This window comes from Bacillus sp. EE-W1, assembly GCF_009760835.1.
GTDB classification, from domain to species: Bacteria; Bacillota; Bacilli; order Bacillales; family Bacillaceae_G; genus Bacillus_A; species Bacillus_A wiedmannii.
This window is the reverse complement of the sequence record NZ_WIPE01000054.1, coordinates 97,075-121,585: the sequence shown is the minus strand read 5'-3', so window position 1 is coordinate 121,585 and position 24,511 is coordinate 97,075. Positions and strand designations below refer to the sequence as shown.

At 36.3% G+C, this 24,511-nt stretch carries 28 protein-coding genes and 1 pseudogene; 2 read left to right on the top strand and 27 right to left on the bottom strand.

Annotated elements, in window-relative coordinates; all coding sequences use genetic code 11:
* Nucleotides 1-269 precede the first annotated feature (269 nt).
* The gene (locus GFJ36_RS07050) at nucleotides 270-659 is read left to right on the top strand and encodes a cupredoxin domain-containing protein (RefSeq protein ID WP_078183454.1); all 390 of its coding nucleotides are present in this window, start codon (nucleotides 270-272) and stop codon (nucleotides 657-659) included.
* 26 nt (nucleotides 660-685) lie between these two features.
* Here GFJ36_RS07050 and GFJ36_RS07045 read toward each other — a convergent pair whose 3' ends face one another.
* From GFJ36_RS07045 to GFJ36_RS07015, 7 genes and pseudogenes are all read right to left on the bottom strand, one after another.
* The gene (locus GFJ36_RS07045) at nucleotides 686-1,666 is read right to left on the bottom strand and encodes a biotin--[acetyl-CoA-carboxylase] ligase (RefSeq protein WP_046955213.1); all 981 of its coding nucleotides are present in this window, start codon (nucleotides 1,664-1,666) and stop codon (nucleotides 686-688) included.
* Nucleotides 1,651-2,844, bottom strand: coding sequence for a CCA tRNA nucleotidyltransferase (locus GFJ36_RS07040; RefSeq protein ID WP_088608755.1), 1,194 nt, complete (start codon nucleotides 2,842-2,844; stop codon nucleotides 1,651-1,653). The genes GFJ36_RS07045 and GFJ36_RS07040 overlap by 16 nt, the downstream gene beginning before the upstream one ends.
* Entirely contained in the window at nucleotides 2,831-3,976 is a 1,146-nt protein-coding gene (gene bshA, locus GFJ36_RS07035; protein WP_087985552.1) for an N-acetyl-alpha-D-glucosaminyl L-malate synthase BshA, read from the bottom strand. Before bshA ends, GFJ36_RS07040 begins: the two co-directional genes overlap by 14 nt.
* Nucleotides 3,977-4,679 (bottom strand): annotated as a pseudogene (gene bshB1, locus GFJ36_RS07030) (bacillithiol biosynthesis deacetylase BshB1).
* A gap of 11 nt (nucleotides 4,680-4,690) precedes the next feature.
* Nucleotides 4,691-5,086: a methylglyoxal synthase gene (gene mgsA / locus GFJ36_RS07025; protein WP_046955216.1), complete on the bottom strand. Its 396-nt coding sequence runs from the start codon at nucleotides 5,084-5,086 to the stop codon at nucleotides 4,691-4,693.
* Between the two features lie 14 nt (nucleotides 5,087-5,100).
* Nucleotides 5,101-5,901, bottom strand: a complete 801-nt coding sequence (gene dapB, locus GFJ36_RS07020; RefSeq protein ID WP_048543525.1) for a dihydrodipicolinate reductase — start codon at nucleotides 5,899-5,901, stop codon at nucleotides 5,101-5,103.
* Nucleotides 5,901-6,242: a nucleotide pyrophosphohydrolase gene (locus GFJ36_RS07015; protein ID WP_048543622.1), complete on the bottom strand. Its 342-nt coding sequence runs from the start codon at nucleotides 6,240-6,242 to the stop codon at nucleotides 5,901-5,903. The genes dapB and GFJ36_RS07015 overlap by 1 nt, the downstream gene beginning before the upstream one ends.
* 353 nt (nucleotides 6,243-6,595) lie before the next feature.
* Here GFJ36_RS07015 and GFJ36_RS07010 point away from each other — a divergent pair, with 353 nt between their 5' ends.
* Nucleotides 6,596-7,477, top strand: coding sequence for a YitT family protein (locus GFJ36_RS07010; RefSeq protein ID WP_000203306.1), 882 nt, complete (start codon nucleotides 6,596-6,598; stop codon nucleotides 7,475-7,477).
* Nucleotides 7,478-7,505: 28 nt separating this feature from the next.
* Here the strand turns inward: GFJ36_RS07010 and GFJ36_RS07005 are convergent, their stop codons facing one another.
* The 20 genes from GFJ36_RS07005 to GFJ36_RS06910 all read right to left on the bottom strand — a co-directional run bounded on the left by GFJ36_RS07005 (nucleotide 7,506) and on the right by GFJ36_RS06910 (nucleotide 24,354).
* Entirely contained in the window at nucleotides 7,506-8,147 is a 642-nt protein-coding gene (locus GFJ36_RS07005; protein WP_088608754.1) for a uracil-DNA glycosylase, read from the bottom strand.
* Between the two features lie 109 nt (nucleotides 8,148-8,256).
* Complete coding sequence (locus GFJ36_RS07000; RefSeq protein WP_002096760.1) at nucleotides 8,257-8,937, bottom strand: zinc metallopeptidase; 681 nt, start codon at nucleotides 8,935-8,937, stop codon at nucleotides 8,257-8,259.
* Nucleotides 8,938-9,049: 112 nt separating this feature from the next.
* Nucleotides 9,050-9,838 (bottom strand): sporulation protein YpjB, encoded by a 789-nt coding sequence (gene ypjB / locus GFJ36_RS06995; protein ID WP_088062706.1) that lies wholly within the window; start codon nucleotides 9,836-9,838, stop codon nucleotides 9,050-9,052.
* A gap of 107 nt (nucleotides 9,839-9,945) precedes the next feature.
* Complete coding sequence (lit, locus tag GFJ36_RS06990; RefSeq protein WP_060489613.1) at nucleotides 9,946-10,632, bottom strand: lipoprotein intramolecular transacylase Lit; 687 nt, start codon at nucleotides 10,630-10,632, stop codon at nucleotides 9,946-9,948.
* A gap of 17 nt (nucleotides 10,633-10,649) precedes the next feature.
* Nucleotides 10,650-11,240 (bottom strand): lipoprotein heptaprenylglyceryl N-acetyltransferase LhaT, encoded by a 591-nt coding sequence (gene lhaT, locus GFJ36_RS06985; RefSeq protein ID WP_097889739.1) that lies wholly within the window; start codon nucleotides 11,238-11,240, stop codon nucleotides 10,650-10,652.
* A 121-nt stretch (nucleotides 11,241-11,361) separates the two neighbouring features.
* A complete protein-coding gene (gene qcrC, locus GFJ36_RS06980; RefSeq protein ID WP_000554601.1) occupies nucleotides 11,362-12,129 on the bottom strand; it encodes a menaquinol-cytochrome c reductase cytochrome b/c subunit in 768 nt (255 codons plus the stop codon).
* A 43-nt stretch (nucleotides 12,130-12,172) separates the two neighbouring features.
* Nucleotides 12,173-12,847, bottom strand: coding sequence for a menaquinol-cytochrome c reductase cytochrome b subunit (gene qcrB / locus GFJ36_RS06975; RefSeq protein ID WP_000932700.1), 675 nt, complete (start codon nucleotides 12,845-12,847; stop codon nucleotides 12,173-12,175).
* Nucleotides 12,848-13,360 carry a menaquinol-cytochrome c reductase iron-sulfur subunit gene (qcrA, locus tag GFJ36_RS06970; RefSeq protein WP_001290419.1) on the bottom strand — a complete coding sequence of 171 codons (513 nt, stop codon included), beginning with the start codon at nucleotides 13,358-13,360 and terminating at the stop codon, nucleotides 12,848-12,850.
* 143 nt (nucleotides 13,361-13,503) lie between these two features.
* On the bottom strand, nucleotides 13,504-13,959 hold the full coding sequence (locus GFJ36_RS06965) for a YpiF family protein (protein ID WP_048543535.1): 456 nt from the start codon (nucleotides 13,957-13,959) through the stop codon (nucleotides 13,504-13,506).
* Between the two features lie 155 nt (nucleotides 13,960-14,114).
* Nucleotides 14,115-14,651 carry a ReoY family proteolytic degradation factor gene (locus GFJ36_RS06960; protein WP_001095922.1) on the bottom strand — a complete coding sequence of 179 codons (537 nt, stop codon included), beginning with the start codon at nucleotides 14,649-14,651 and terminating at the stop codon, nucleotides 14,115-14,117.
* A 73-nt stretch (nucleotides 14,652-14,724) separates the two neighbouring features.
* On the bottom strand, nucleotides 14,725-15,987 hold the full coding sequence (locus tag GFJ36_RS06955) for a tetratricopeptide repeat protein (protein WP_088608752.1): 1,263 nt from the start codon (nucleotides 15,985-15,987) through the stop codon (nucleotides 14,725-14,727).
* 350 nt (nucleotides 15,988-16,337) lie between these two features.
* Nucleotides 16,338-17,450, bottom strand: a complete 1,113-nt coding sequence (gene hisC, locus GFJ36_RS06950; RefSeq protein ID WP_088608751.1) for a histidinol-phosphate transaminase — start codon at nucleotides 17,448-17,450, stop codon at nucleotides 16,338-16,340.
* A 120-nt stretch (nucleotides 17,451-17,570) separates the two neighbouring features.
* Nucleotides 17,571-18,656 carry a 3-dehydroquinate synthase gene (gene aroB, locus GFJ36_RS06945; protein WP_097889740.1) on the bottom strand — a complete coding sequence of 362 codons (1,086 nt, stop codon included), beginning with the start codon at nucleotides 18,654-18,656 and terminating at the stop codon, nucleotides 17,571-17,573.
* The gene (aroC, locus tag GFJ36_RS06940; protein WP_087985544.1) at nucleotides 18,656-19,828 is read right to left on the bottom strand and encodes a chorismate synthase; all 1,173 of its coding nucleotides are present in this window, start codon (nucleotides 19,826-19,828) and stop codon (nucleotides 18,656-18,658) included. Before aroC ends, aroB begins: the two co-directional genes overlap by 1 nt.
* Nucleotides 19,829-20,101: 273 nt before the next feature.
* The gene (gene ndk / locus GFJ36_RS06935) at nucleotides 20,102-20,548 is read right to left on the bottom strand and encodes a nucleoside-diphosphate kinase (RefSeq protein WP_000415885.1); all 447 of its coding nucleotides are present in this window, start codon (nucleotides 20,546-20,548) and stop codon (nucleotides 20,102-20,104) included.
* A 124-nt stretch (nucleotides 20,549-20,672) separates the two neighbouring features.
* Complete coding sequence (hepT, locus tag GFJ36_RS06930) at nucleotides 20,673-21,635, bottom strand: heptaprenyl diphosphate synthase component II (RefSeq protein ID WP_000776075.1); 963 nt, start codon at nucleotides 21,633-21,635, stop codon at nucleotides 20,673-20,675.
* A gap of 52 nt (nucleotides 21,636-21,687) precedes the next feature.
* A complete protein-coding gene (menG, locus tag GFJ36_RS06925; RefSeq protein ID WP_097889741.1) occupies nucleotides 21,688-22,401 on the bottom strand; it encodes a 2-heptaprenyl-1,4-naphthoquinone methyltransferase in 714 nt (237 codons plus the stop codon).
* Between the two features lie 29 nt (nucleotides 22,402-22,430).
* Nucleotides 22,431-23,180 carry a heptaprenyl diphosphate synthase component 1 gene (locus tag GFJ36_RS06920; protein WP_141542766.1) on the bottom strand — a complete coding sequence of 250 codons (750 nt, stop codon included), beginning with the start codon at nucleotides 23,178-23,180 and terminating at the stop codon, nucleotides 22,431-22,433.
* Between the two features lie 202 nt (nucleotides 23,181-23,382).
* A complete protein-coding gene (gene folE / locus GFJ36_RS06915) occupies nucleotides 23,383-23,961 on the bottom strand; it encodes a GTP cyclohydrolase I FolE (protein ID WP_157349519.1) in 579 nt (192 codons plus the stop codon).
* Nucleotides 23,962-24,081: 120 nt separating this feature from the next.
* The gene (locus GFJ36_RS06910; protein ID WP_001043860.1) at nucleotides 24,082-24,354 is read right to left on the bottom strand and encodes an HU family DNA-binding protein; all 273 of its coding nucleotides are present in this window, start codon (nucleotides 24,352-24,354) and stop codon (nucleotides 24,082-24,084) included.
* Between the last annotated feature and the right edge of the window lie 157 nt (nucleotides 24,355-24,511).

Below are 24,511 nucleotides of genomic sequence, written 5' to 3'. Positions count from 1 at the left end.
AGAATCCAAGTTATTATTTTTCGTATTGCTTCGAATCATGGTGCAGTTCGCTCTGATACTGCCCACATTCGAACTAATTATAGCAAACTCCAAAAAGGGATTACTACATTTTTTTGAAAAAATAATTTTTTATTCCTATTACGGTATGTGAAATTTTTATAAATAACTCAATCATAGAAAGATACAGCTTTGTTTAAAATGCCTCGTATAACTCTTAAACTAATGATGCAGGTTAATTGAGAAAAGTACTTACAAAAGGAGAATTGCGCATGTTTATGAACAAATGGTTATTTCCATTCACCGGTTTGCTTCTGATGATTGTAGGGATGATAACTTTTAGCTCCTTCCATGCATTTGCCTCAGTTAACGTCGTAACACAACCTATCGATTCAACGAAAGTAATTGAGGTCGAACTGAATGATGATTACTTTCATCCAAACGTCATCACCATTCCAATTGAAGAGTCAACAACATTGTTATTAAAAAACAAAGGTAAGAATGAACACACCTTTACAGTAAAAAAACTCGGCATTGATGTCGTAGTCGAGTCAGGAAAAGAAAAAAACATTACCGTGAAACCTAAAAATACTGGTACATATGAATTAATATGCCGGTACCACCTTCTTAAAGGAATGGAAGGCAAAGTAATAGTCAAATAAAAAGAAGTTCCCAAAAGGAACTTCTTTTACTTAATTTCGATATCCGCAGAATGAATGTGATGTACTTTCCCTTCATGGTCCTCCAGAAGCAATACACCATCCTCTGTAATTCCTTTTGCTACGCCTGTAATTGTCTCTCTCATCGTTCGAGCGGTAATTTCTTTCCCGATGCTCACAGCGTAACTTTCCCAAAGAATTTTAATGACAGAGAAACCATTTTGTAAATACTCTTCATATAATTTTTCTAGTTGTAAAAAGATTTGTTGCATCAGCTCTGCACGAACAATTGGCTCACCGGATTCAATCGCTAAAGAAGTAGCAATATGCTGAATTTCCTCATCAAAATGCTCTTGCTTTTGATTTGCATTAATACCAATACCCATAATGACAGCATTAATTTTATCAGGATCAGCCTGCATTTCTGTTAATATACCTACAGCCTTTTTACCTTGAATTAAAATATCATTCGGCCATTTTATTCCTACGTTTACACCCGTGCACTTTTCAATTGCTTGTGCAACGCTAACAGCCGCTAATAAAGTAAGTTGTGGTGCATGATGAACCGGGATTGATGGACGTAAAATAATACTCATCCAAATTCCTGTTCCTTTTGGTGAATGCCATTTCCTACTTAAACGACCTCTGCCGGCTGTTTGTTCTTCTGCAACAACAATCGTTCCTTCTTCTGCACCTTCATAAGCAAGTTTTGCTGCAATATGCTGCGTAGATTCAACAGACTCTTCAAAATATACCGTTCTACCAATATGTTTCGTTTGTAACCCTAACTGAATTTCATTAGCAGTCACTTTGTCTGGCTTACTCGCAATTCGATAACCTAATCGACGCACAGCTTCAAGTTCATATCCCTCATTCCGAAGGTCCTCCATATGTTTCCACACAGCGGTTCTTGAACAACCAAGTTTATCACTAATCGTTTGGCCAGATACAAACGCGCCATCCGCTTCTGAAAAAACTTGCAATAACTGCTTTCTTATAGTAGATTGCATTCTTGCAGCCACTCCCTTATACACTCTTTCTCATTAACTACGTTTCCTTGTAAGATTGCTTCTTCAACCTTTTGAATCATTTCAGCAACCCACGGACCTGGCTTTTTATTTGCCCAGTTTAATAAATCATTCCCAGTCACATTCATTTCTTGTCGATTCTTGATTGGCAATGCTTCAAACAACGTTTGTACTCGTTTCACAGATGTATTATCATAGCTTTCAATCATCGCTTCATATACTCTTTCTGCCATTTCAGCGATATGAATTCCCGTTTTATAAAGAAAGACTGTATCCCAATCCTTCTCCTTTCTCGTACGGAGTGTTAATAAAACTGCGACGATATCTTTTATTTTTTTATTTGAAAACTTCCATTGACGTAAAAAGACAGATGGATGCTCTTCCCCAATACAATATAAGAAGAATGCCCATGCCTCAATGTCCGTTTCAAAAGAATCCCAGTTATACTGCGTAGCTTTTAATAATCTCTCATCTGACATTTGTAAATATGGCAGATGAGAAAATAGCTTCGTTTCTACTAATTCTTGCAAGCCCTTCACGCAATATGTACCAGTTAACAGTTTCTCAAACTCCACTGTAATTCGCTCAATTGCAATGTGTTCTAGCAAATGTCCATATGTTTCTATTGCTTGTTTCGTTTTCATTTCTAAAGAAAAACCTAACGTACTTACGAAACGAATACCACGCATCATTCGCAGGGCGTCTTCTTGAAAACGATCCGCAGCATTGCCAACCGTCACAATTTCTCTCTTTTGAATCGCTTGCTGTCCAGCAAATAAATCAACCATTTTGCCTTCTTCTGTCATCGCAATTGCATTCATTGTGAAATCACGACGTTTTAAATCCTCTTCTAATGAACGAACAAATTGAACACTACTAGGTCTTCGAAAATCTTCATATTCGCCCTCTGTTCGAAAAGTGGTTACCTCATAAGGTTCACCATTTTCTACCACAATTACAGTTCCATGCTCAAGACCAACAGGAACATGTCTTGGAAATATAGCCATCACTTCTTCTGGTAAAGCAGATGTCGCAATATCAATATCTCCAATCGGCCTATCGATAATAAGATCTCGTACGCTTCCACCGACAAAGTAGGCCTCATGTCCTTGTTGCTTTAAAGTCTCAATAATAGAACTAGCTTTTTTAAATCTTTCCATTTTTGTCATCCCTTAGTACATCATAGTAAATCGTTTCATATTGTGAGACGATTTTTTCAGAGCGGAACTGCTCGTAAACACTTTCTCTTGCTCGCTCTCCCAAATTACGGTGAAGTTCTTCATCCTTTAATAGCTGAATGGCTTGATTTGCCACTCCTGTTGGATCGCCAACTTCACATAAATATCCTGTTTCACCATGTTGAATGACTTCTGGAATACCTCCAACCCTTGTTCCGATACAAGGTACACCACACGCCATCGCTTCTAATAAAACAAGACCAAAACTCTCCTTCTCTGAAAGAAGCAACATTAGATCACTCATCGCAAGTAGCTCTGCAACATTATCTTGCTTCCCTAAGAATAAGACGCGATCTTCAATATGTAAATTTTTTACTATCTGTAAAATCGTGCAAAATTCTGGTCCATCTCCAACAAGAAGCAACTTCGCATCTACTTCTGTAACAATTTTAGCAAATGCCTGAACAACATCTTGCACACGTTTCACTTTACGGAAATTTGAAATGTGAATCAGTATCTTTTCACTCTCACTTATACCGTATTCTTTCTTTAATTGAGACATATCACGCTTGAAATATACACGCTCGTCTATAAAGTTATATACCGTTTGAATGTTTTTATTTGGTTTTACAAGCTCATGCGTTTCGTTAATCAATGAATGCGAGACAGCCGTCACAACATCAGATTGCTCAATACCAAAACGAATTAAATTATTTAACGAAGGGTCAGAACCTAACACAGTAATATCTGTTCCATGTAAGGTTGTAACAATTTTAATACGCTCTCCAATCATTTGTTTTGCTAAATAAGCACAAATGGCATGTGGTATTGCGTAATGCACATGTAAAATATCTAGGTTCTCTCTTTGTGCAACCTCTGCCATTTTACTCGCTAACGCTAAATCGTATGGTGGATATTGAAATACAGAGTATTGATTTACCGTCACTTCATGAAAATAAATATTTGGATACACTTTATTTAACCGGAATGGTAAACCCGATGTAATAAAATGAATTTCATGCCCGCGTTCCGCTAATTGCTTTCCTAATTCTGTTCCAACAACTCCAGAACCACCTACAGAAGGATAACATGTAATACCTATTTTTAATTTCATTTACATCCCCCCTATTAAATCAGCATGTAATAAAACCGGTTTCTTACTCATAAATCCCTCGGCATATAAGACTCCAACTTCTTTTCCAAACATTTTCTCTCGAGCGACCACAGTTTCAACGTAACCTTCTGTTAACGGCGTTTTCACACCATCACTCCCTGTTGAAAACTGACTTTCATACGCTTCTAATGCTTCCACTTTTATAGAAAGGTACTCACTTATATCTATACAAAAATTCGGTTTATGAAAACCATTAATCATATAATAATAAAAAGACTCCACGCGATGTGGCGAAACCTCTGGCATATATTTACGAATTCCCGCTGAAAAAATAGCTTCTTCCACAAGTTTTGCACAATTTGCATGATCTGGATGACGATCTTCATAATACGGCGCGAAAACCTAGTTTCGGTTTATATGTACGAATCACCTTTACAATTTCACGTATATACTCTTCTTTCATATACAAACCACGGTCTGGCATCGCTAAATTCAGTCTCGTTTTTACTCCCATTATACGAGCTGCCGCCTTTGCTTCTTCTTTTCTCAATTCTATCGTTCCATTAGAAGAAAGGTCAGCTTCTGTTAAATCACAAATACCTACTTCATACCCTTGCTTCGTATATTTAGCAATGGTACCAGCCATGCCGATTTCGACATCATCGGCATGAGCACCAAACGCTAATATATGTAATCCACTCATAATTGTTCCCCTCATTTTCTAAACTTGCGGTAATCTAAATCTCCTCGCTCTAATGCGTGCATTAACATTTCAGCACTTGCCATATTCGTTGCAAGTGGAATCGCATATACATCACATAAACGAAGCAATGCATTTACATCTGGTTCATGCGGCTGAGCAGTTAGTGGATCTCGGAAAAAAATCACCATATCCATATCGTTTTTTGCAATCATGGCACCAATTTCTTGATCGCCACCAAGAGGACCCGACTGAAATCTTGTTACAACTAAACCAGTTGCCTCCATAATACGAAGTCCTGTCGTCCCTGTTGCAAATAATTCATGTTGTTCAAAAATTGGTTTATATGCGTATGCAAACGAAACCATGTCATCTTTCTTTTTGTCATGTGCGATTAAGGCAATTTTCATCCGTTGTCTCCCCTTTAGTCGATAATATTTTCTAAACCGTACACAAGATGATCTAGATTCATTACTGTATCAATTGATAGTTTTACACCCGACATAAATGATGCACGATTGAATGAATCATGACGAACCGTTAACATTTGTCCATCTCCACCAAACATTACTTCTTGGTGTGCAATAAGTCCTGGTAAACGTACACTATGAATGTGAATGCCGTCTACATTTGCACCACGAGCACCTTCTAGTTGTTCTACTTCATTCGGATGACCTTGCTGCTTTGATTCACGATTTTGACGAATTAATTCTACTGTTTTTACTGCTGTACCAGATGGTGCATCTAACTTTTGATCATGATGCAATTCAATTACTTCAACATCTTGGAAATACTTCGCTGCCATTTGTGAGAATTTCATCATAAGAACTGCACCAATTGCAAAGTTTGGAGCGATAATTGTTCCTACTGCTTTTTCTTTCGCATTCTCTCTTAATTGCTTTAGTTCTTCTTCTGTAAATCCAGTTGTACCAATAACAGAACGAAGTCCACGCTCAACTGCTAGTGTAACGTGTTGTTTCCCAACTTCTGGCGTTGTTAAATCTAACAACACATCTGCTTCTACTTCCTCTAAACAAGTATGTAAATCTGCGTAAATTGGCGCTTGTAACGCTGGCATGCCCGGTAAATCAGAAATTTTCTCTCCACCATGCTTATAATCCACTGCTGCTACCAAATTAAAATGTTCCGTTCTTTCCATAAGAAGGACTGCTTCATGTCCCATACGTCCTCTTGGTCCAGCGATAATTACTTTAATTTCTTTCATTATTCTTTCTCTCCCTCATCAATACGTGTCCAGCGATCTTTATCACGTGTATTAAATTTATTCATTACAATGTTATGTGCCGTTTCTAAATCAATATTTAAACTATTTGCCATACAAATCATAACAAATAATACATCTCCAAGCTCTTCTTCCAGACTACGTTCTTTTTCAGTTGTTTTCTTCGGTTTCTCACCATAATAATGATTTACCTCTCTTGCAAGCTCCCCCATTTCTTCCGTTAAACGAGCCATCATTGCAAGTGGACTGAAATAACCTTCTTTAAACTGACCAATATATGCATCTACTTCTTTCTGCATATCCTTCATCGTTTTTGCTTCCATACAATTCACCTCTAATCCTTCCTCTTTCATGTTAGCCAATTCATCGCGATTTGACAAATATTATTCCCCGCCAAACACCTATTTGCGACCCTTTTTTGGATAGACTATAATAAAGTGAAACTTTCTTTTGCGTTTTTTGCAAAAGATCAGCCAGAACCAATCGGGTTCCTACGGCTGGTTTGTCCTTCTTCAGAGCTTTATCTCCTACCAGCCGTTGGAACGAGGTAAATAGAAACTTCTTTTGCGTTTTTTTACAGCCTTCTCTATTTTTACTAACAACTAGAAATTACTTATCATTATGTTTTACCGTATCAGCGGAGCAATGCAATTTACATAATTAGGAGGATTTCTATATGACATCAAATTTGAAGATTCGAAATATCATTTTCATTTTAATCGGTTCCGCTATTTTTTCTTTCGGTATTGTGAATATCAATATTGAAAATCACCTTGCAGAAGGTGGATTTACCGGTATTACACTATTATTGTATTTTCTATTTAAGTTTGATCCTTCTTATTCAAACTTAATTTTAAATATCCCTATATTTTTTATTGGTTGGAAGTTACTTGGAAGAACGACATTTATCTATACACTAATCGGCACCTTCAGCGTATCTTTATTTCTATGGATTTTTCAACGTTACGAAGTTCTTAACTTACATTTAAACTTACAAAATGATATGACACTCGCGGCTTTATTCGCCGGGGCATTTATCGGTGTCGGTCTTGGCATAATATTTAAATATGGCGGGACTACTGGCGGTGTAGATATTATCGCAAGACTCGCTCATAAATATGTTGGCTGGAGTATGGGGAAAACGATGTTTATGTTTGATGCTATCGTCATTATCGTCTCTATTCTTACCTATTTATCATACCGCGAGGGCATGTATACGTTAGTTGCTGTTTTTATCGGGGCGAAAGTCATTGATTTTATGCAAGAAGGAGCCTATGCGGCAAAAGGAGCAACTATTATCTCAGATAAAAACGATGAAATTGCTGCCAAAATTTTATCTGATATGGAACGCGGAGCTACTTTTTTAAAAGCTGTTGGATCGTATACGAAAGTGGAACGGAACGTATTATATTGCGTTGTTGCTAAAAATGAAATCGTGAAATTAAAAAATATTATTACTTCTGTAGATCCTCATGCCTTTGTTGCTGTAAGTGATGTACATGATGTAGTTGGTGAAGGTTTTACGTTAGATGAAAATAAAAATCCGTTACATAAATAAACGCAACTAGAAAAGCTCTCTAGCTTTTCTAGTTTTTTATTACATATTTTTTAAGTTTATCTAAATCCTCATAAATAAGCTCCAATAAACTCCGATTATAAAAAATGGAAGCAGGATGAAAGGTCGGAAAGATATGATATTCTTGCTCTGACCATGTAAACACTGCACTTTGCATATCCTTTAATTTTTGAATGGGCTGTTTTAATAATTGTCCGTGCACATCTGTTATTTTTTTATTTTTTCCTGTTAAACGTTGAAGACCGATATTTCCAAGGGTGACGATAAGCTTCGGATTTATTTTCTCTAATTCATAATCTAACAAAGGCGCATGGGCAAGTATTTCTCCTTGATTTGGTGTTCTATTATATTTTTTCTGTATGATTTCACCATTTCGTTCTTTTTTCTCTCGCCATTTATAAGGCCTACTTCGGACAGCGCTCGTAATATATACTTCTTCCCTTGTAACATGAATCCGTTCTAAAAAACCCATTAATTGTTTTCCCGCTCTCCCGCTAAACGGAATCCCATTATGAATTTCTGTTTCACCAGGCGCTTCTCCTAACAGCATAAATTTTGGATTTTCAGGACCTTGTCCACTTAAAAAGCCTTCTAACTGATAAGAAGCGCTTTGTTCTTTCACTTGTTTTACTAAACGACTTGGATATTTCACTTCCCCCACCGCCTTTCCGCATTACTTCTATTCCTTCTATTATTTCTATTTGCAATACATTATATAATTCAATCCACAAAACAAAAAAGACTATCAAAATTGATAGTCTTTAGTCGTCGCTACGCTGCATACCAGTATACATTAATACGAGACGTAATAATTCAAATACTGCTACAGCTGCAGCCGCTACATATGTTAATGCTGCCGCATTTAATACTTTACGAGCTTGGCCATATTCATCTGTTGATACGATACCTAACGCTTCAATTTGTTGCATTGCACGCTTTGATGCATCAAACTCAACAGGTAATGTCACAAGTTGGAACACAACACCTGCTGCCATTAAAATGATACCTAATAACAACAAGTTAGACATAGATGCAAAGGCACCAATCATAATAAATACCCAAGAAATATTCGATCCAAAGTTTGCAACTGGCACTAACGAATGACGAATACGCATAAAGTTATAATCTTTTGCGTCTTGAATTGCGTGTCCTACTTCGTGTGCTGCAACTGCTGTACCAGCAACTGAATGACCGTAATAGTTATCTGTTGATAATCGAACTGTTTTGGCAGTTGGATCATAATGGTCTGATAAATGACCTGGTGTTTCTTCTACAGCTACGTTGTATAATCCGTTCTCATCTAAAATTTTTCGAGCCACTTCCGCTCCTGTCATACCTGAAGTTGAATAAACTTGTGAATACTTGCTATAGGCACTACGTACTTTTGACTGTGCATACAACGGTATGATCATTATGATCGCGAAGTAAATTAAATAAAACATCATGAACCTCTGAACCTCCATTGAAGTTTTAATTATAGTACTTCTCATTCTATTTTCTTCTGACATCATTGTCAATGAATAAACCTTACAATCCGTATCTTTATTTATTGCATTATCTATTCTTAGAGTGTACATTACTTTTTCTTTTTTCTCTCTCTCCTTTATACTTTCTCCATCCAACATAAGTTAATGTGAATAAAATAAGACCTCCAGTAATTGTCATAAACCAAATGAGTGAGGGTGCAATTTCATCTTTTTTTACTGTGTGAAATATTTTTTGCAAATCCCCTTTAATGATTCCTACTTGCATTTGCCCCCCTTTCGTATTTAACATAACGTTACGAAATTCATCCAAATAAGATAAATGGGCATTTACACGCTGCACTTCATTTTCTGGCAGGGCGATCATTAAGCTTGGATAAATAATATTAAATTCATGTAAAAATGTGTTTAACGTTTGTTGAAACTGTCCCGTATCTTCTTTTTTCATCGCTTTTTCCATTTGAGAAAAGGCACCCATTACTTTTCTTTCTCTTTCCATCCAAAGCGGTTGATATTTCGACACTTGCGCATCAACAGCGAGCTGCAGGGCTAACACATTATCAATTTTAACTTGTTTACCTAAATCTGTTTCCGAGAGAGATTGTTTCGCCTTGTCGTAAGCTAAAGAAATAACTCTAACCTGATCTGGCGTTACTTCTTGCTTCTTTTCATTCCCCTTTATAACAAACTGCTCGGAGAAATGTTGTAATACTTGTACTGCTTTTCCATCTTCATTACGCTTCACTAATTGTAATGAGTCGTCTAACAACCCTGTTAGTTCACTCCACTCTTCAGCATATATACGTAACGGAAACATTATAATTAGAAATGCTATTAATCCAATTAATGTTCTCTTCATCACGGTCCCCCCTATAACTACTAGTACAAAATATGTTAATTTGGACAAGAATAGAACAGAACTGGACCGAAAAATATATTATCATTTTACAAACAAAAAAATTCTCTTTAAACAGAGAATTTTTCCTTTGAAACCCTTTTCTTTTTTACGAAATATCTATACAAACTGTAACAAATTATGCTGCCGCATAAAATAAATAATAAAATAGCACACGCAGCATGCATAAAGAATTCTTCTGGTAACATTAATATAATTGGATCCGTTTCAATATCAAACATCCAATAATCATTACTGAATAAAAGTTTATGGAATAATACAAAACTCTTTTCAAAATTAATAGCGATCGGTAACATGAGCGCTATCGGTAAGATAATTGTTAAAATTGATCCGTGCAGTAAAAACTTTTCATTTTTCTTTTTTAATAAATAAATCCCGCCTATTATTGCAATCATAATTGTCGCATACATTACATATTGAATCTTTACTAAAATATTTTTAACATCTACAAAATGAATACGGCCATTTGTAGACATATCTAATGTTGGCAACTGCAATGCTCCATCATAAAACGGCGATAAATATGTAATAAGCACATCATAATTTCTTTTAATATCATCCTTCGTCATATCCGCTAAATCTGGAATGTTTAAAAAATCAATTTCAAAATAATATAGCCATTTTCCGTATACAACCGCTGTTGTTGCAAGTGCAAATATAGAAAATGCTATGCTATATGAAACAACTATAGTAATCAATCGATCCAATATTTTTGTACGACTCTTATTCTTCTTCATTTTCTCCCCCTAAATGTTCATAAAGAAAACTGTTTTCGGTTCTCACGTAAGCAATAATAATATGTAAGACATAGTGTGACGATGCTTAGCCAAAACGTAAAGTAACCAATTTCTTCTACAAACAAATGCATAATTCCATATCTCGGCATTTGCCAAAATAAATAATCAATTGCATCATTATGTAATGTCCATATAGCTGCTACCGCAAAATGCCATTTTTTTATACGGTAAAACGGCGCATATAGCACTGCTTGTACTGCCATCGCAAAATGCGAAAGCATTAACATATACCCCATAAGACCAATAGGACCTTTTACATAGATCATAATTGCATTTACAACAACAGCCCATATACCATATTTCATTAAAGTAACAATCGCTAGCGCCTCTATTAATCCCCAATTTCTCTTTCTAAAAAAAGCAATTAAAACAAAGACAAAAAAGAGACTCGCCATCGGGCTATCGGGTACAAACGGCCAAAATATAGGTGAGGTTTCTTTTAATTGATTTCCATACCATATAAATCCGTATATTGTACCTAATATGTTAACAACTAATAAAAATAATAATATAGAGCGTTGTCTTAACATTGCATACAAATAAACCAAGCTGTATGTCCAACACCTTTCAAACAAAGTCATTCTTTCCTCAAACTCTACTCTATTATATAGTAAACTTTCTTTCATCAAAATAAAAAGCTGACTACAAATTTTTGTAGTCAGCTTTTTATTATTTTTTATTATACTTTGCAACGAATTCCGAAAGTTTCTTCAGTTCCTCATCTGTACCTTTAAATACTCCTTTAGGCATTGAACCTTTTCCATCTTTCGCAATTTTAGCAATTTCTTCTGGCTTTAAAGTTAAATTTTGCAGTGCCGGTGCTGCTGCCCCGCCTTGTAAATTGTCACCGTGACATGTTAAACAAGTATTTTTTTGCATTAATTTATAGCCGTCATCATTTTTATCAACTGGTGCTGTTTTTACAATTGCTCCTTGTTTTTTTGCAGCTTCCCAGTCGTGGTGTGCTACAGATTCCCAAGTTAAAAAGATAATCGATGCAATTGCTAAAAGCATAAATCCAGTTGCTACAGGACGCTTCAATGGGCGTCTTTCTGGGCCTCGGTCAAGAAATGGAGCTAACAATAATGCGCCAAACGCAATCCCTGGCATAATAAACGCTCCAATTACAGTAAATGAACCAGAAGCATAAGAATACTTTAATAACTGATACAAGAATAAGAAATACCAATCTGGAAGTGGTATATATCCGGCATCAGTTGGATCCGCCATTCTCTCAAGTGGTGACGGATGCGCCACTGTTAAACATAAATAACCGATTAAAAAAACTGCACCAACCATCCATTCTTTTAACAAAAAGTTCGGCCAAAACGCTTCTGTTTTTCCTGGGTATTCAGAATAGTCTTTTGGAATATTTGGTTTCCGAGCTACTGGTACCCGAGAATCTCCTACAAACTTCATCCCTTTGCCTCGATGCATAATCTCCCTCCTTTAGTTCTTTCCCCTTTAATTTAGCAATCTCTTATAGCGGACCGGAAATACCTTGTTTGCGAATCATGATGAAGTGGAAGGCCATTAAACCTAGAAGTGCTGCTGGTAAGAAGAAGACGTGAATAGCAAAGAAGCGAGTTAATGTTTGAGCGCCAACAATTTCGGAATGACCAGCGAGTAATGTTTTAATATAAGGACCAATGAGCGGCGTTTGCTCTGCAATTTGAATCCCTACTTTCGTAGCAAATAATGCTTTCATATCCCACGGTAATAAATATCCGGTAAAACCAAGACCTAACATAACAAAGAAAATAAGAACACCAACAATCCAGTTTAACTCACGAGGCTTTTTATACGCACCCTGGAAGAAAACTCTAAGTGTATGTAAAAACATCATTACAATGACGAGACTAGCGCCCCAGTGGTGCATACCACGAACAATTTGCCCATATGCAACTTCATTTTGTAAATAATAAACCGATTCCCAAGCATTTTTAATATCAGGCACATAATACATCGTCAAAAACATTCCTGATAAAATTTGAATTACAGTAACGAAAAAGGTAAGTCCTCCAAAGCAATAAACGAATGCAGAAAAGTGATGTGCCGGGTTTACATGTTCAGGTACTTCATGATCAGCGATATCACGCCATATTGGTGTAATATCTAACCTTTCATCTACCCAATCATAAATTTTATTTAGCATCTACTTTGCACCCCCTTTTGGCTTCGCTTTGCCTAAATACAGCGTTCCATCTTTTACTTTGGACTCGTATACATCAAGCGGAGCAAGGGGCGGCGTGCCTTTAATGTTCATCCCGTCTTTTGTGTAACGGCCCCCGTGACATGGACAAAAGAATTGATTCGGATGTGCTTTGTCCGAATTCCAGTTAACTGTACATCCTAAATGTTTACATACTGGAGAGAACGCAACAATGTCTCCGCTTTCATCTTTATGAACCCAAGCTGATTTTGGCTCTTCGGACTTGTACCAACCATCAACCTGCTTCACCTTAAAGTCGAAACGTTTCGGCTCTGTTGTAATATCCTTTACTTGTGCAACAGCAACCATATCCGTTCCCGCTTCTTTTCTTAACACCGGATCAAGCGCAAATCGCGTCATCGGCATTAAAATACCCGCTGCCATAAAGCCTCCTACCCCTGTAAGGGTGTAATTTAAAAACTGTCTTCTTGATACACGATGTTCTTTCTCGCTCACGAAAATTTCCCCCCTCTATCAGAAATTGTCCCCTCGTGATAAATTATATAAAAAATAAAAACTAGGACACTATCATGATATAATACGCTTAGGTACAGGTCAATATCATACTACTCATAATAATAAGAACTTTCTGTTTATTACTACTTTCCCCATTTTTCTTCTAACATCACCATTATATTTTTTATATGTGCATGAATAACTTCTCTTTTCGCTTGATCACTAAATTGTTCTAACGCTAATGAAGGAAACCAAAATAAATCTCCTTGTAACTCTTGCATATCTTCTTTCCATGAAAAATCACTTGTAACATAAGCAATATGCTTAAAACCTTGCTTTTGCAAATGATTTGTCCATTCTTGCAAACGACCTTTTTCATTTTTTTGACTTTCTACTAAATACGTAAATGCAGGTAGTAAAAGTACTCTTCCTTTATATTCTCTTTCCAACTCCATACTCAACAATTCGATAAATTCACCTTGTTCTACTACCATTTTCATTTCTTTTGCTGCCGAAATTGATAAAAGTGGTATAACACCAGTATCTACATAATCTCTTGCTTGCTCAAACTGCTCCACATCTTTTACACTCCATTTCAAATGTCTTCCCTCCCTTCATTTTCAAATGACAGAACTTTCACTTTATATATATTAAACCATACTAAAAGAGGTAAAAAAAGAAAAACTACCTATATTAAGGTAGTTTTTCTTAAAAAAGTCTGAAATTTGTAAAATTTTATGAATCCAAATGAATTCTATAACATCTTTAACTCAGCTGTTAACTTATGAAACGCTTCCTTATCTTGCTTATCCAGCGCTTCATCAATTTGTTTCAAAAGACGTTCTCTTCTAAAAGAAAATACACTTTCTTCTAAAAATCTTTCTGCAAGTAAACGATCTTTTTCATTTACTTCAATATGCTTTGGTAAATACGGGTTTTCTTCTAATACAGCTACATAATTGGCATTTTGAAACGATGATTTAAAATTGAGTTGAATATAAATATCTTCATCTCGATTTAAACGAATATCATGAAACGATTTTTCAGCATCTGTTGTCATAACATTTTGTTTAAAAAAGTGAAATGGTGTGTCTTTCACACAATTCGCGGACATCACTAAACCACGCGGACAATATTTTGCATGCTCTACGAAGTGGACTTTATGCATCAATTGGTCATGACTCATTAAATAATTCAAAATCCATACACATTCACGCTGTTTCAGTTGGTAATTATTCAAAAACCATTTTACAAAATCCTTCTTCTCGTTTACAGAAACAGGGGTATTCATAGCAATTAAGTCCCTCCTCTGTCTTTCTCTTTTCTTTTTAGATTCAAGAAGCGGTATTCAGTTTCCTTCCAACTTATGAAAAATCCTCTAAATTATATAACAATTCTTCAATATGAATTTGTGTCGGGTCTAGTTGTATTAACTGAGTAAATACTTCTTTCGCCTCTTTTCGCATACCTTCTTCCAATAAGAAATAACCGTACTCTTCCAAGAAGTCTGGATGATTCTTAAAAGAAGTATATGCACTTTCATAGTGTTTTAATGCATCCGAATACATTTCTAATTGTTTTTTTGCAAACGCAAGATCCCAAAGTAGTTGTGTATCTGGTTCTCCGCTATCAATCGCACGCTCTACAACTGCAATTAACTCTTCATATTTTTCTTGTTCTTTTAAGATATACGCATATTTTAATATCGCACCTAAATGTCCTGGATCTAACTCAAGCGCTTTTTGAAGCACTTCCTCTGCTTCCGCTATTCTTCCTAATTTCGCCGCAATGTTCGCTAATTCTACATAAAATGGTACAGAAAGCTCATCTACTTTAATTCCTTCTTGAAGTGTTTCATAGCTTTCTTGAAGCATTCCTTCTTTTTCATAGCTTTTCGCCAAATACATGTACAGCGATGCATACTCCGGATCTAATTCTTTTAGTTCTTGCCAAGCACCAATTGCTCTTTGATATTCTTCACCTTGGTATAATGTGAAGGCATATCCAAATAATGAGTGGATATCTTTTTGTTCCTCTAAACCTGCTTCATAGTAAGAGATCGCTTCTTCCCAATTTCCAATCGCACTTAACGTTTCTGCGAGGCGAAGTGCAATGCCAACACCACCCATGACTTTATGTTCTGCTAATAGCGACTCATAATGAGTGATTGCCTTTTGTTCTTCACCTTTACTACTATATAACTCTGCTAATCCAAACGTAATAACAGGTTCGTCAGGCATCATTTCTTTCGCCTTTAATAGTTTTTGTTCTGCTACATCATCGAAACCTTGCATTTGGAATAAATCTGCAACAAGTAATAACGATTGAACATATAAGTCATCATTTTCTGGAATATCATGAAGCACTTCAATCGCTTCATCTTCTTTGTCTAGATCAATATATAATTCTGCTAAAAATACAGTGAATTCACTTTCTTCCGGATACAATAAACGCAAGTCTTCTGTAATAGCTAACGCTTCATCCGTAAATCCAAGTGTATGATAATAGCGAGCGATATCATACTTCTCTTCATCATTCGCAATTTTTAATTGTTCTTTTAATAATTGTAATCCTTTTTCCGCTTCACCATTTTCAATATATGAAACAGCTTGTTCAAACTTTTGCATAAACGTCTCCTTTAATTCTAACAAATATTATTTTCTGTTCATTTACCCCGATTGGTGCGGGCTAATAATCAGTGAGGGGATGAGCATCCCCTCACTGATTAAAGTTTCACTTTATCATAAGCAACTAGGTGTACGAACGCAACCTTTAGAATGAGCATACTTCATCTTGTACTTTCACTGACAACGATTCAAACATGACACCGATACCGCATTACTACTTTCTATTGTACCGTTTTCTTTCATTACCGTGCAAATAACTTCCCTTATTAATTATTAACACGCACGGATCAAGCTTTACAGGCCTTCATTTAAATAAAAAAGACTCCTATATTAGGAGCCTTCACAAACTCTTAAGAGTATGTTTCTTCTTTCTTTACTTGCTCGTTTACAAGCTCTTTCAATAATTCTATAATTTCATCATTTTCTTCTTTCAAACCGACAGTAATACGAATACCATCATGTATACCAAATGCAGCACCAGAACGAACAATATATCCTTTCTTCATTAATCGTTCGAAAGCCTCATTACCAGGAATACCGAGTTTTAAGAAAATGAAATTTGTTTGAGATGGATAATAGAATACGTTATATTCCTTACAAAATGCGTAATATTGATTTAATCCTTCTTCATTCTTTTTCACACATTCTTGTAAAAATACTTGATCTTCTAATGCAGCGAGTGCTACAGCCTGCGCTACAGTCGATGTATTAAATGGTAACCTTGCTACTTCTAGCTGCCCGATTAAATTCGCATTACCAACCGCATATCCGATACGGAAAGCAGCTAAACCATATGCTTTTGAAAACGTGCGTAAAACCATAAGATTTTCATACTGTTCAAGAAATGGTAATGTTTGCGGATAGTCTTCTGCCACAGCATATTCATAATATGCTTCGTCCATAATAACGAGCGCTGACTTAGGAACTGATTCTAAAAATGAAAGTAAATTTTGTTTCTCTACATATGTACCTGTCGGATTATTCGGGTTACAAATCCATACAATCTTCGTTTTATCATCTACTTGCTGTAACATCGCATCTAAATCGTGAATGCCATCTTTAAGTGGTACTTCACGAACTTCTGCTCCTTCAATAACAGCATGGTGATGGTATTGCGAGAATGTTGGATTCGCCATTACAACATTTGTTCCTTCATGTAGTAATGCACGACTAATCATTTGAATGACTTCATCTAATCCACTACCAAATAACAGTTGTTCTGCTTTGACACCTAACTGCTCTGCTACTTTTGTCCGAAGTTCAAATGCATATCCATCTGGATAAAGAGCGTATTGACTCGCTAAAGAAGTTAATGCTTCTGTTACGCGTGCTGAGCAACCGAATGGATTTTCGTTCGATGCTAATTTCACAATTTTTGATAATCCATATTCCCTTTTTACTTCTTCAATATTTTTCCCAGGTACATATGCTCTCAAAGTTAACAATTGCTCTTTCACTCTCATTTTTCTTCCCCCAGTCGTTTTATTCAATTCAATTACAATAAGGTTGTAATTTCTCACTGTAATCGTTTATCTTAACCGTCACTATTACGAGGATACCTTTAAACAAGCACTTCTTAGCTCTTAAACCATATCCTTTTGAAATGCCTCTAACGCAATATGAACAGTCTCATCTGGAATAGATACGACATTCACTACCCCATATTCCTGCATTAACACCATATGAATTGCTCCAGCGTTCGCTTTCTTATCTTGTTTCATCAATTGAACGAGACGCTCTACACTCAAATCACTTGGCATTTTTGGATATCCGTACTTTAAGAACCACTGCTTCATCTCTTCATAAGAAAGATTAACCTTGTACACTTGCTCACTTAAAAACAAGGCAAATAACATTCCAACCGCTACTCCGTCACCGTGAGTAATATTTCCATATCCTAGTTCTTTTTCAAGAGCATGGCCTAACGTATGTCCAAAGTTCAAATGAGCACGTACACCTTTTTCTGTTTCATCTTGCGATACAATGTTTGCCTTTACAGGAATTGCCTTCGTTAATATATGGATTAACTTCTCATCACGAAGATCCGCTAATGTTTGCACTTCTTCTTTTAACCAATGATACAGCTTTACATCACCAATAAGAGCATGTTTTATCACTTCTGCATAACCTGAACGCCACTCTTTTTCAGGAAGTGACTGTAAAAACGGCGTATGATATACAACTACTTCCGGTTGATGGAATGCACCGATCATATTTTTACCTAACGGATGATTGATCGCTACTTTCCCACCCACTGCGCTATCGTGAGCTAATAAAGTCGTTGGAACTTGAACGAAGCGAATTCCACGCATAAACGATGCAGCAACAAAACCAGCTAAATCTCCAATCATCCCGCCTCCAAGTGCAATAATTAAAGAATTTCTATCTAATTTATTTTCAAGAGCTGACGTATGAGCCGCATAGAAATTTTCAAAAGACTTCTCTTTTTCGCCACTCGGTACGACAAATGAAAATACTGTTTGCTTTATTTGCAACGCGTCTACAACTGTCTGTAAATGTAAAGACGCAACAGCTTCATCTGAAATGATCATGATGTTTGACACAGATGGCTGCATGTTTTGAACAATCGTTGTCAACTTTGACAACGATTGTTTTCCTACATGTACATCATATTCTTTTGATTTCGTTTGAATATGTATGTTTCCCATTAAAATCCCCTCGCATATTCATTATGTTTCTCAATATTTTCACGAATAAGGTCCATACGATCTAATCCGAATTGTTCTATTAAAGCTGTCGCTAATTCCCAAGCCACAACCGCTTCTGCAACGACACTAGCTGCTGGCACAGCACAACTATCTGAACGTTCAATACTTGCTGTAAAAGGCTCTTTCGTATCAATATCTATACTTTGAAGAGGTTTATATAGTGTAGGGATCGGTTTCATCACACCGCGCACAACAATTGGCATTCCAGTCGTCATACCGCCTTCTAATCCACCTGCATTATTTGTTCTTCGTGTATATCCATGTTCCTCATTCCACAGAATTTCATCATGCACTTCACTTCCCGGTCTATGCGCTGCTTCAAAACCAATTCCAATCTCGACACCTTTAAAAGCATTAATGCTCATAATTGCAGCTGCTAATTTTGCATCCAGTTTTCGATCATAATGCACATAGCTACCGACCCCAATTGGCATTCCTTCCACAATCACTTCAACGATTCCACCTATTGAATCACCATTTGCTTTCGCATCATCAATTGCTTTCATCATTTGGTTACCTGCTGCTTCATCTAAGCAACGTACAGGTGATGCTTCTGTAATACTTTTTAATTCTTCAATTGAACTATAGGTAAATTCCTGAGCCTGTACACCGCCAATTTCAATTACATGGCCCGCCACTGTAATACCAAGTTCTGCTAACACTTTTTTAGCAACCGCACCAGCAGCAACACGCACTGTCGTTTCGCGTGCTGAAGAACGCTCCAGTACATTTCTCATATCTCTATGACCATATTTAATCGCACCATTTAAATCAGCATGCCCAGGTCTTGGTTTTGTTACTTTCCTTTTCATTTCTTTTTCTTCTTGTTCCGTTAAAGGCTCTGCGCCCATAATTTTTGTCCAATGTGCAAAATCACGATTTTCAACAACAAGTGCAATTGGAGAACCTAATGTCTCTCCATGTCTAACACCACTTACAATTTGCACTTGATCTGTTTCAATTTGCATGCGTCTACCACGCCCATGCCCCTTTTGCCTTCTAGCTAACTCTTCATTTATATCATCCGCTACTAAAGGCAGTCCTGCCGGAACACCTTCTATAATCGTTGTAAGTTGTGGACCATGAGATTCACCAGCTGTAATATATCGCATACGTTATTCCTCTTTTCGTATATGTATTTATCCCGCTATATTAAGCAATGATATTATCTTTCCTTACTCTAAAAATATGAAAGAAATTATATATTTGATCAGCCATTCGCTTATTCTCCGATAGGCCTTTTACTTTACATATCAATATATCATAACAGCTCTAACTTCGTAACTAATTGAAACAAAAAAAGTGCAAGAAGAATACCCCTATTCTCCTTGCACTTTCTACTATTATCACAGTGATTAAAGCGTTTACAAATTATTTCAAAATAATTAGTAAATCCATTCATTCATTAATTTTGAGTAGTCAACTAATTCTTCTTCCTTAAAGAAAATAGCAATCTCGCGCTCTGCACTTTCTAACGAATCAGAACCATGGATAATGTTTTTCGCAACAGTTACACCGAAATCTCCACGAATTGTTCCAGGAGCTGCTTCATGTGGTCTTGTTTTACCCATCATGTTACGAGCTGTATCTACTACGCCTTCACCTTGCCATACCATTGCGAATACAGGTCCAGATGTAATAAAGTCTACTAATTCACCAAAGAAAGGTTTCTCTGTGTGCTCAGCATAGTGTTGTCCAGCAATTTCCGGAGTGACTTGCATTAATTTTGCACCAACTAATTGAAAGCCTTTTTTCTCAAAACGAGCTACGATTTCCCCAATGAAGGCACGTTGTACACCGTCTGGTTTTACCATTAGAAATGTTTTTTCCATAAAAAATCTCTCCACTTCTGAATTATGTATGTAATTGTATATCCCCACACACATATTAACACCCTTATCACAATTGCGCAATAGTTTTGAAATAGAGAGATTATTTTATTTTTTAGAAAAAACACTAAAATTTTCGTTTCCCAATATACTTTGCTACATTTTGTAATGCATACTTCGCTTGTCCACGCGGAAGTGGTTTTATGATTTCTAATGCTTTATGTAAATAACGTTCACTAAACGCAAATGCTTGATCAATAGCGTCACTATTTTTTACAGCCTCAATAATTCCTTTCATTTCGTCCGCTGTTGTATTTTCATGTACAGATGTGATTTTCTTACGAAGCACGGGATCTTCCATAGCGTATAGGGCAGGAAGCGTAATATTCCCTTGTAACAAATCACCACCAGCAGGTTTTCCAAGCTTCTCTTCTGTGGAAACGAAGTCTAAAATATCATCAATAATTTGATACGACATTCCTACAAAATACCCATACCAAAATAGTCGATTTACCGTATCACGATTAGCGCCAGCAGCAATTGCTCCTAGTTGACAACTCGCAGCAATTAATAAGGCTGTTTTTCGCTTTATTCTTCTTAAATACGTTCGTAAATTTTGGTCATAATTGTACTTATCTTTAATTTGTTCAATTTCACCTTTACACACTTCTAAAATGGTATGCGATAGCGCCTGATGCGCCTCTGGAATTTCGATATTTGTTATACATTCAAGAGACTTAGCGAACAAATAGTCCCCTGTATACATTGCAATACGATCTCCCCATTTCGCATTCACAGTTGCACTACCACGTCGTAAAAATGCAGCATCAATAACATCATCGTGAACAAGAGAAGCCATATGAATAAGTTCTAACGCAACAGCTACATGTTTAATTGCATCTAACTTATAATCTCCAAATTTTCCCGCAAGCAACACAAATACAGGACGAATTCGCTTCCCACCAGCTTCAATAAGTTGTAATGCCGCCTCTTCTACCAATGGCTGTTCAGAAGCAACTGTCTTTTTTAATTCTTTTTCTATCACATTAATATCCGATCGTAAAAAAGAGTACATAAGTTGTAACTTCATATTGTTCACCTTAACCTAAAACTTCTTTTTTCTTTTTTCTTTTTTCTTTTTTCTATTTTGATTCTGGTTTCATACCTAAGTGCATCGCTGCTACCCCAAAAGTAAACGGCTTCACTTGTACACGTTCAAGTCCAGCTTTTTCGAACATATTAGCCAATTCTTTCATACCTGGGAATGTACTAGCAGATTCTTGCAGCCATGAATATTCTTTAAAACTTTTCGCAAATAACTTTCCAAATAACGGCATGATATATTTAAAGTATAAAATATACCCTTGTCGAAAACCAATCATTGTTGGTTGAGATGTTTCTAAACAAATCACTTTTCCACCTGGTTTTACTACACGCGTCATTTCTTTTAATACGTGCATATAATCCGGTACGTTACGTAAACCAAATCCAATCGTTACATAATCAAAGGTGTTATCTTCAAATGGAAGTTCCATTGCATTCCCGTGTAAAAGTTCTACTTGTTTTAATTGTAACGCCTCTACCTTTTGCTTACCGACAGATAACATATTTTCACTGAAGTCTAAACCAACAACCTCGCCCTGTTCACCTACCGCTCCAGCTAGCGCAATTGTCCAGTCCGCTGTCCCGCAGCATACATCAAGAGCTTTGCTACCTGGTTTTACATCCATAATGCGCATCGTCTCTTTACGCCACGCTTTATGTCTTTGAAAACTAATGACAGAATTCATCACATCGTATTTATCAGAGATTTTCTCAAATACATCATGTACTCTTTCTTCTTTTGATTGTTGCATGCTCGTACCTTCTTCCAATGTAAAATTGCTTATGTCTTCGATTTATCTCTTAACACAGAGTTTATTTCGCTTATATCTGTGTGGTTTTCCAAATATTGATTTTCTTTCTTTCTGAGTTCCATCATCCATCCATGAATAACTGTTTCTACCTCCGCTTTATCCTTCATAATCCCTTGAACTGCTTGAAAAACAGGTGAATGTTGTTTATCAGCGTGCAGTTCATATTCTTTTTGAAGACGGTTTTTTCCTAGTACATACGTTATAAACGGCTTCCAATGCGATAAATGAAAATGATCACATGTTTTTTGCAAGAGTGCAGACTCAATCGTTACTACACTTTCCATTATGTCATCCATCGTTTCATGCGCTTTTTGATATAACATTATTTTGTGTTCATTAATTTCTTTAATTCCTTCAGCAAGCGCACGAATTAAAACAATATCACAATTCATAGACAGTAAGTAATAATATAACCCACTATAGTAATCACCAGCAAGCACTGTTAACTGGCGACGTTTATGCGATTCATTTGCTTCTTCCCCTGCTTTATTTGATACTCTTTCATGTGTATCAAGTGCAATTTGCACAAGCATAATCGTTACTACATAATGCTCAATTTGTTCTATATGTAAATTTTCACTTTTTAAAGCACCATACAACAATGCTATTTTTTCTTCATCAATAAATGGTTCTTCAATATAGTTTATAAAATAAGGATGGCGTAATTTCTCCATCAATTTCTCTCTTATACCCGCATACCCTCCGTAGATGTCACACACAAAAATCACCCTTGTTTTCTAATTCATAAAACTTATTATAACACATACATTCTATTTTCTATAACCAAAACTTGGCTACTCTTTCCAAACTTCCACCGAACTAAATAACATCTTCCATTCTTTTTAGTAGTCTTTCTATTCTCACTCTGCCTTGCTAAAACTATATCATTTATTTACATAAAAAAAAAAGAAAAGCAGTTTCCTACTTTTCTTTACTTTTTTTAATAAAAGATAAAATTTCACTACGTGCCGCTGCATCATTTTCTAACACACCACGTACTGCAGTTGTTACAGTTTTCGCGCCCGGCTTTTTCACACCACGCATCGTCATGCACATATGTTCCGCTTCTACTACTACCATTACACCATGCGGTTCTAGTACTTCCATAATAGAGTTCGCTACTGTTGATGTAATACGTTCTTGCAGTTGTGGACGACGTGCAATTGTATCTACAGTTCGAGCTAATTTACTTAACCCTGTCACTTTTCCGCCTTGCGGAATATATGCAACGTGAGCAACTCCATAGAATGGAACTAAATGATGCTCACACATCGAATAAAACGGTATATCTTTTACTAGTACAAGCTCCTCGTGATCTTCTCCGAACACTTTATGCAAATGTTCTTTCGGATCTTCATGCATACCCGCGAACACTTCTGCGTACATTTTTGCCACACGCTTTGGTGTATCAAGTACTCCCTCACGATTTGGGTCATCTCCGATTGCCTCTAAAATAAGGCGTACTGCATGTTCAATTTGTTCTAAATTAACTTTTGCCATCCGCTAGCCCTCCCGAAAACCTAAAAGTGATACGAACACATTCTAGCATATTTATGTTTTTAAAAGCAAAAAGAAGAGTTCCCAAAAAGGAAACTCTTCTTCCCTGTTAATATGTAAGGATTATTTAACCGCATCTTTTAACGCTTTACCAGGTTTGAATGCAGGTACTTTACTTGCAGCGATTTCAATCTCCTCACCTGTTTGTGGGTTACGACCTTTACGAGCCGCACGCTCACGAACTTCGAAGTTACCGAATCCGATCAGTTGTACTTTATCACCTTGTTTTAAAGCTTCTAAGATAGAATCAAAAACAGCGTCTACTGCTTTTGTTGCGTCCTTTTTAGAAAGGGAACTTGCTTCTGCAACAGCATTGATTAAATCTGTCTTGTTCATGCCATTCACCTCCTCCCAAAGATAAGACTGTATAATGATCATAAAATGAGTCTTACTTTCATTTGTAGGCAATTTTTACAAATTCTATACTACAAAGATGTAGATAAATCATTATCAACGCCTATATTATACGATTCTCCTTTATAATTCAATATTT

Coding starts and splice junctions, on each gene's coding strand:
- GFJ36_RS07050 (WP_078183454.1), top strand. CDS start 270: ATGTTTATGAACAAATGGTTATTTCCATTCACCGGTTTGCTTCTGATG.
- GFJ36_RS07045 (WP_046955213.1), bottom strand. CDS start 1,666: ATGCAATCTACTATAAGAAAGCAGTTATTGCAAGTTTTTTCAGAAGCG.
- GFJ36_RS07040 (WP_088608755.1), bottom strand. CDS start 2,844: ATGGAAAGATTTAAAAAAGCTAGTTCTATTATTGAGACTTTAAAGCAA.
- bshA (WP_087985552.1), bottom strand. CDS start 3,976: ATGAAATTAAAAATAGGTATTACATGTTATCCTTCTGTAGGTGGTTCT.
- mgsA (WP_046955216.1), bottom strand. CDS start 5,086: ATGAAAATTGCCTTAATCGCACATGACAAAAAGAAAGATGACATGGTT.
- dapB (WP_048543525.1), bottom strand. CDS start 5,901: ATGAAAGAAATTAAAGTAATTATCGCTGGACCAAGAGGACGTATGGGA.
- GFJ36_RS07015 (WP_048543622.1), bottom strand. CDS start 6,242: ATGGAAGCAAAAACGATGAAGGATATGCAGAAAGAAGTAGATGCATAT.
- GFJ36_RS07010 (WP_000203306.1), top strand. CDS start 6,596: ATGACATCAAATTTGAAGATTCGAAATATCATTTTCATTTTAATCGGT.
- GFJ36_RS07000 (WP_002096760.1), bottom strand. CDS start 8,937: ATGTTTTATTTAATTTACTTCGCGATCATAATGATCATACCGTTGTAT.
- ypjB (WP_088062706.1), bottom strand. CDS start 9,838: ATGAAGAGAACATTAATTGGATTAATAGCATTTCTAATTATAATGTTT.
- lit (WP_060489613.1), bottom strand. CDS start 10,632: ATGAAGAAGAATAAGAGTCGTACAAAAATATTGGATCGATTGATTACT.
- qcrC (WP_000554601.1), bottom strand. CDS start 12,129: ATGCATCGAGGCAAAGGGATGAAGTTTGTAGGAGATTCTCGGGTACCA.
- qcrB (WP_000932700.1), bottom strand. CDS start 12,847: ATGCTAAATAAAATTTATGATTGGGTAGATGAAAGGTTAGATATTACA.
- GFJ36_RS06960 (WP_001095922.1), bottom strand. CDS start 14,651: ATGAATACCCCTGTTTCTGTAAACGAGAAGAAGGATTTTGTAAAATGG.
- GFJ36_RS06955 (WP_088608752.1), bottom strand. CDS start 15,987: ATGCAAAAGTTTGAACAAGCTGTTTCATATATTGAAAATGGTGAAGCG.
- hisC (WP_088608751.1), bottom strand. CDS start 17,450: ATGAGAGTGAAAGAGCAATTGTTAACTTTGAGAGCATATGTACCTGGG.
- aroB (WP_097889740.1), bottom strand. CDS start 18,656: ATGGGAAACATACATATTCAAACGAAATCAAAAGAATATGATGTACAT.
- aroC (WP_087985544.1), bottom strand. CDS start 19,828: ATGCGATATATTACAGCTGGTGAATCTCATGGTCCACAACTTACAACG.
- ndk (WP_000415885.1), bottom strand. CDS start 20,548: ATGGAAAAAACATTTCTAATGGTAAAACCAGACGGTGTACAACGTGCC.
- hepT (WP_000776075.1), bottom strand. CDS start 21,635: ATGAAGTTACAACTTATGTACTCTTTTTTACGATCGGATATTAATGTG.
- menG (WP_097889741.1), bottom strand. CDS start 22,401: ATGCAACAATCAAAAGAAGAAAGAGTACATGATGTATTTGAGAAAATC.
- folE (WP_157349519.1), bottom strand. CDS start 23,961: ATGGCAAAAGTTAATTTAGAACAAATTGAACATGCAGTACGCCTTATT.
- GFJ36_RS06910 (WP_001043860.1), bottom strand. CDS start 24,354: ATGAACAAGACAGATTTAATCAATGCTGTTGCAGAAGCAAGTTCCCTT.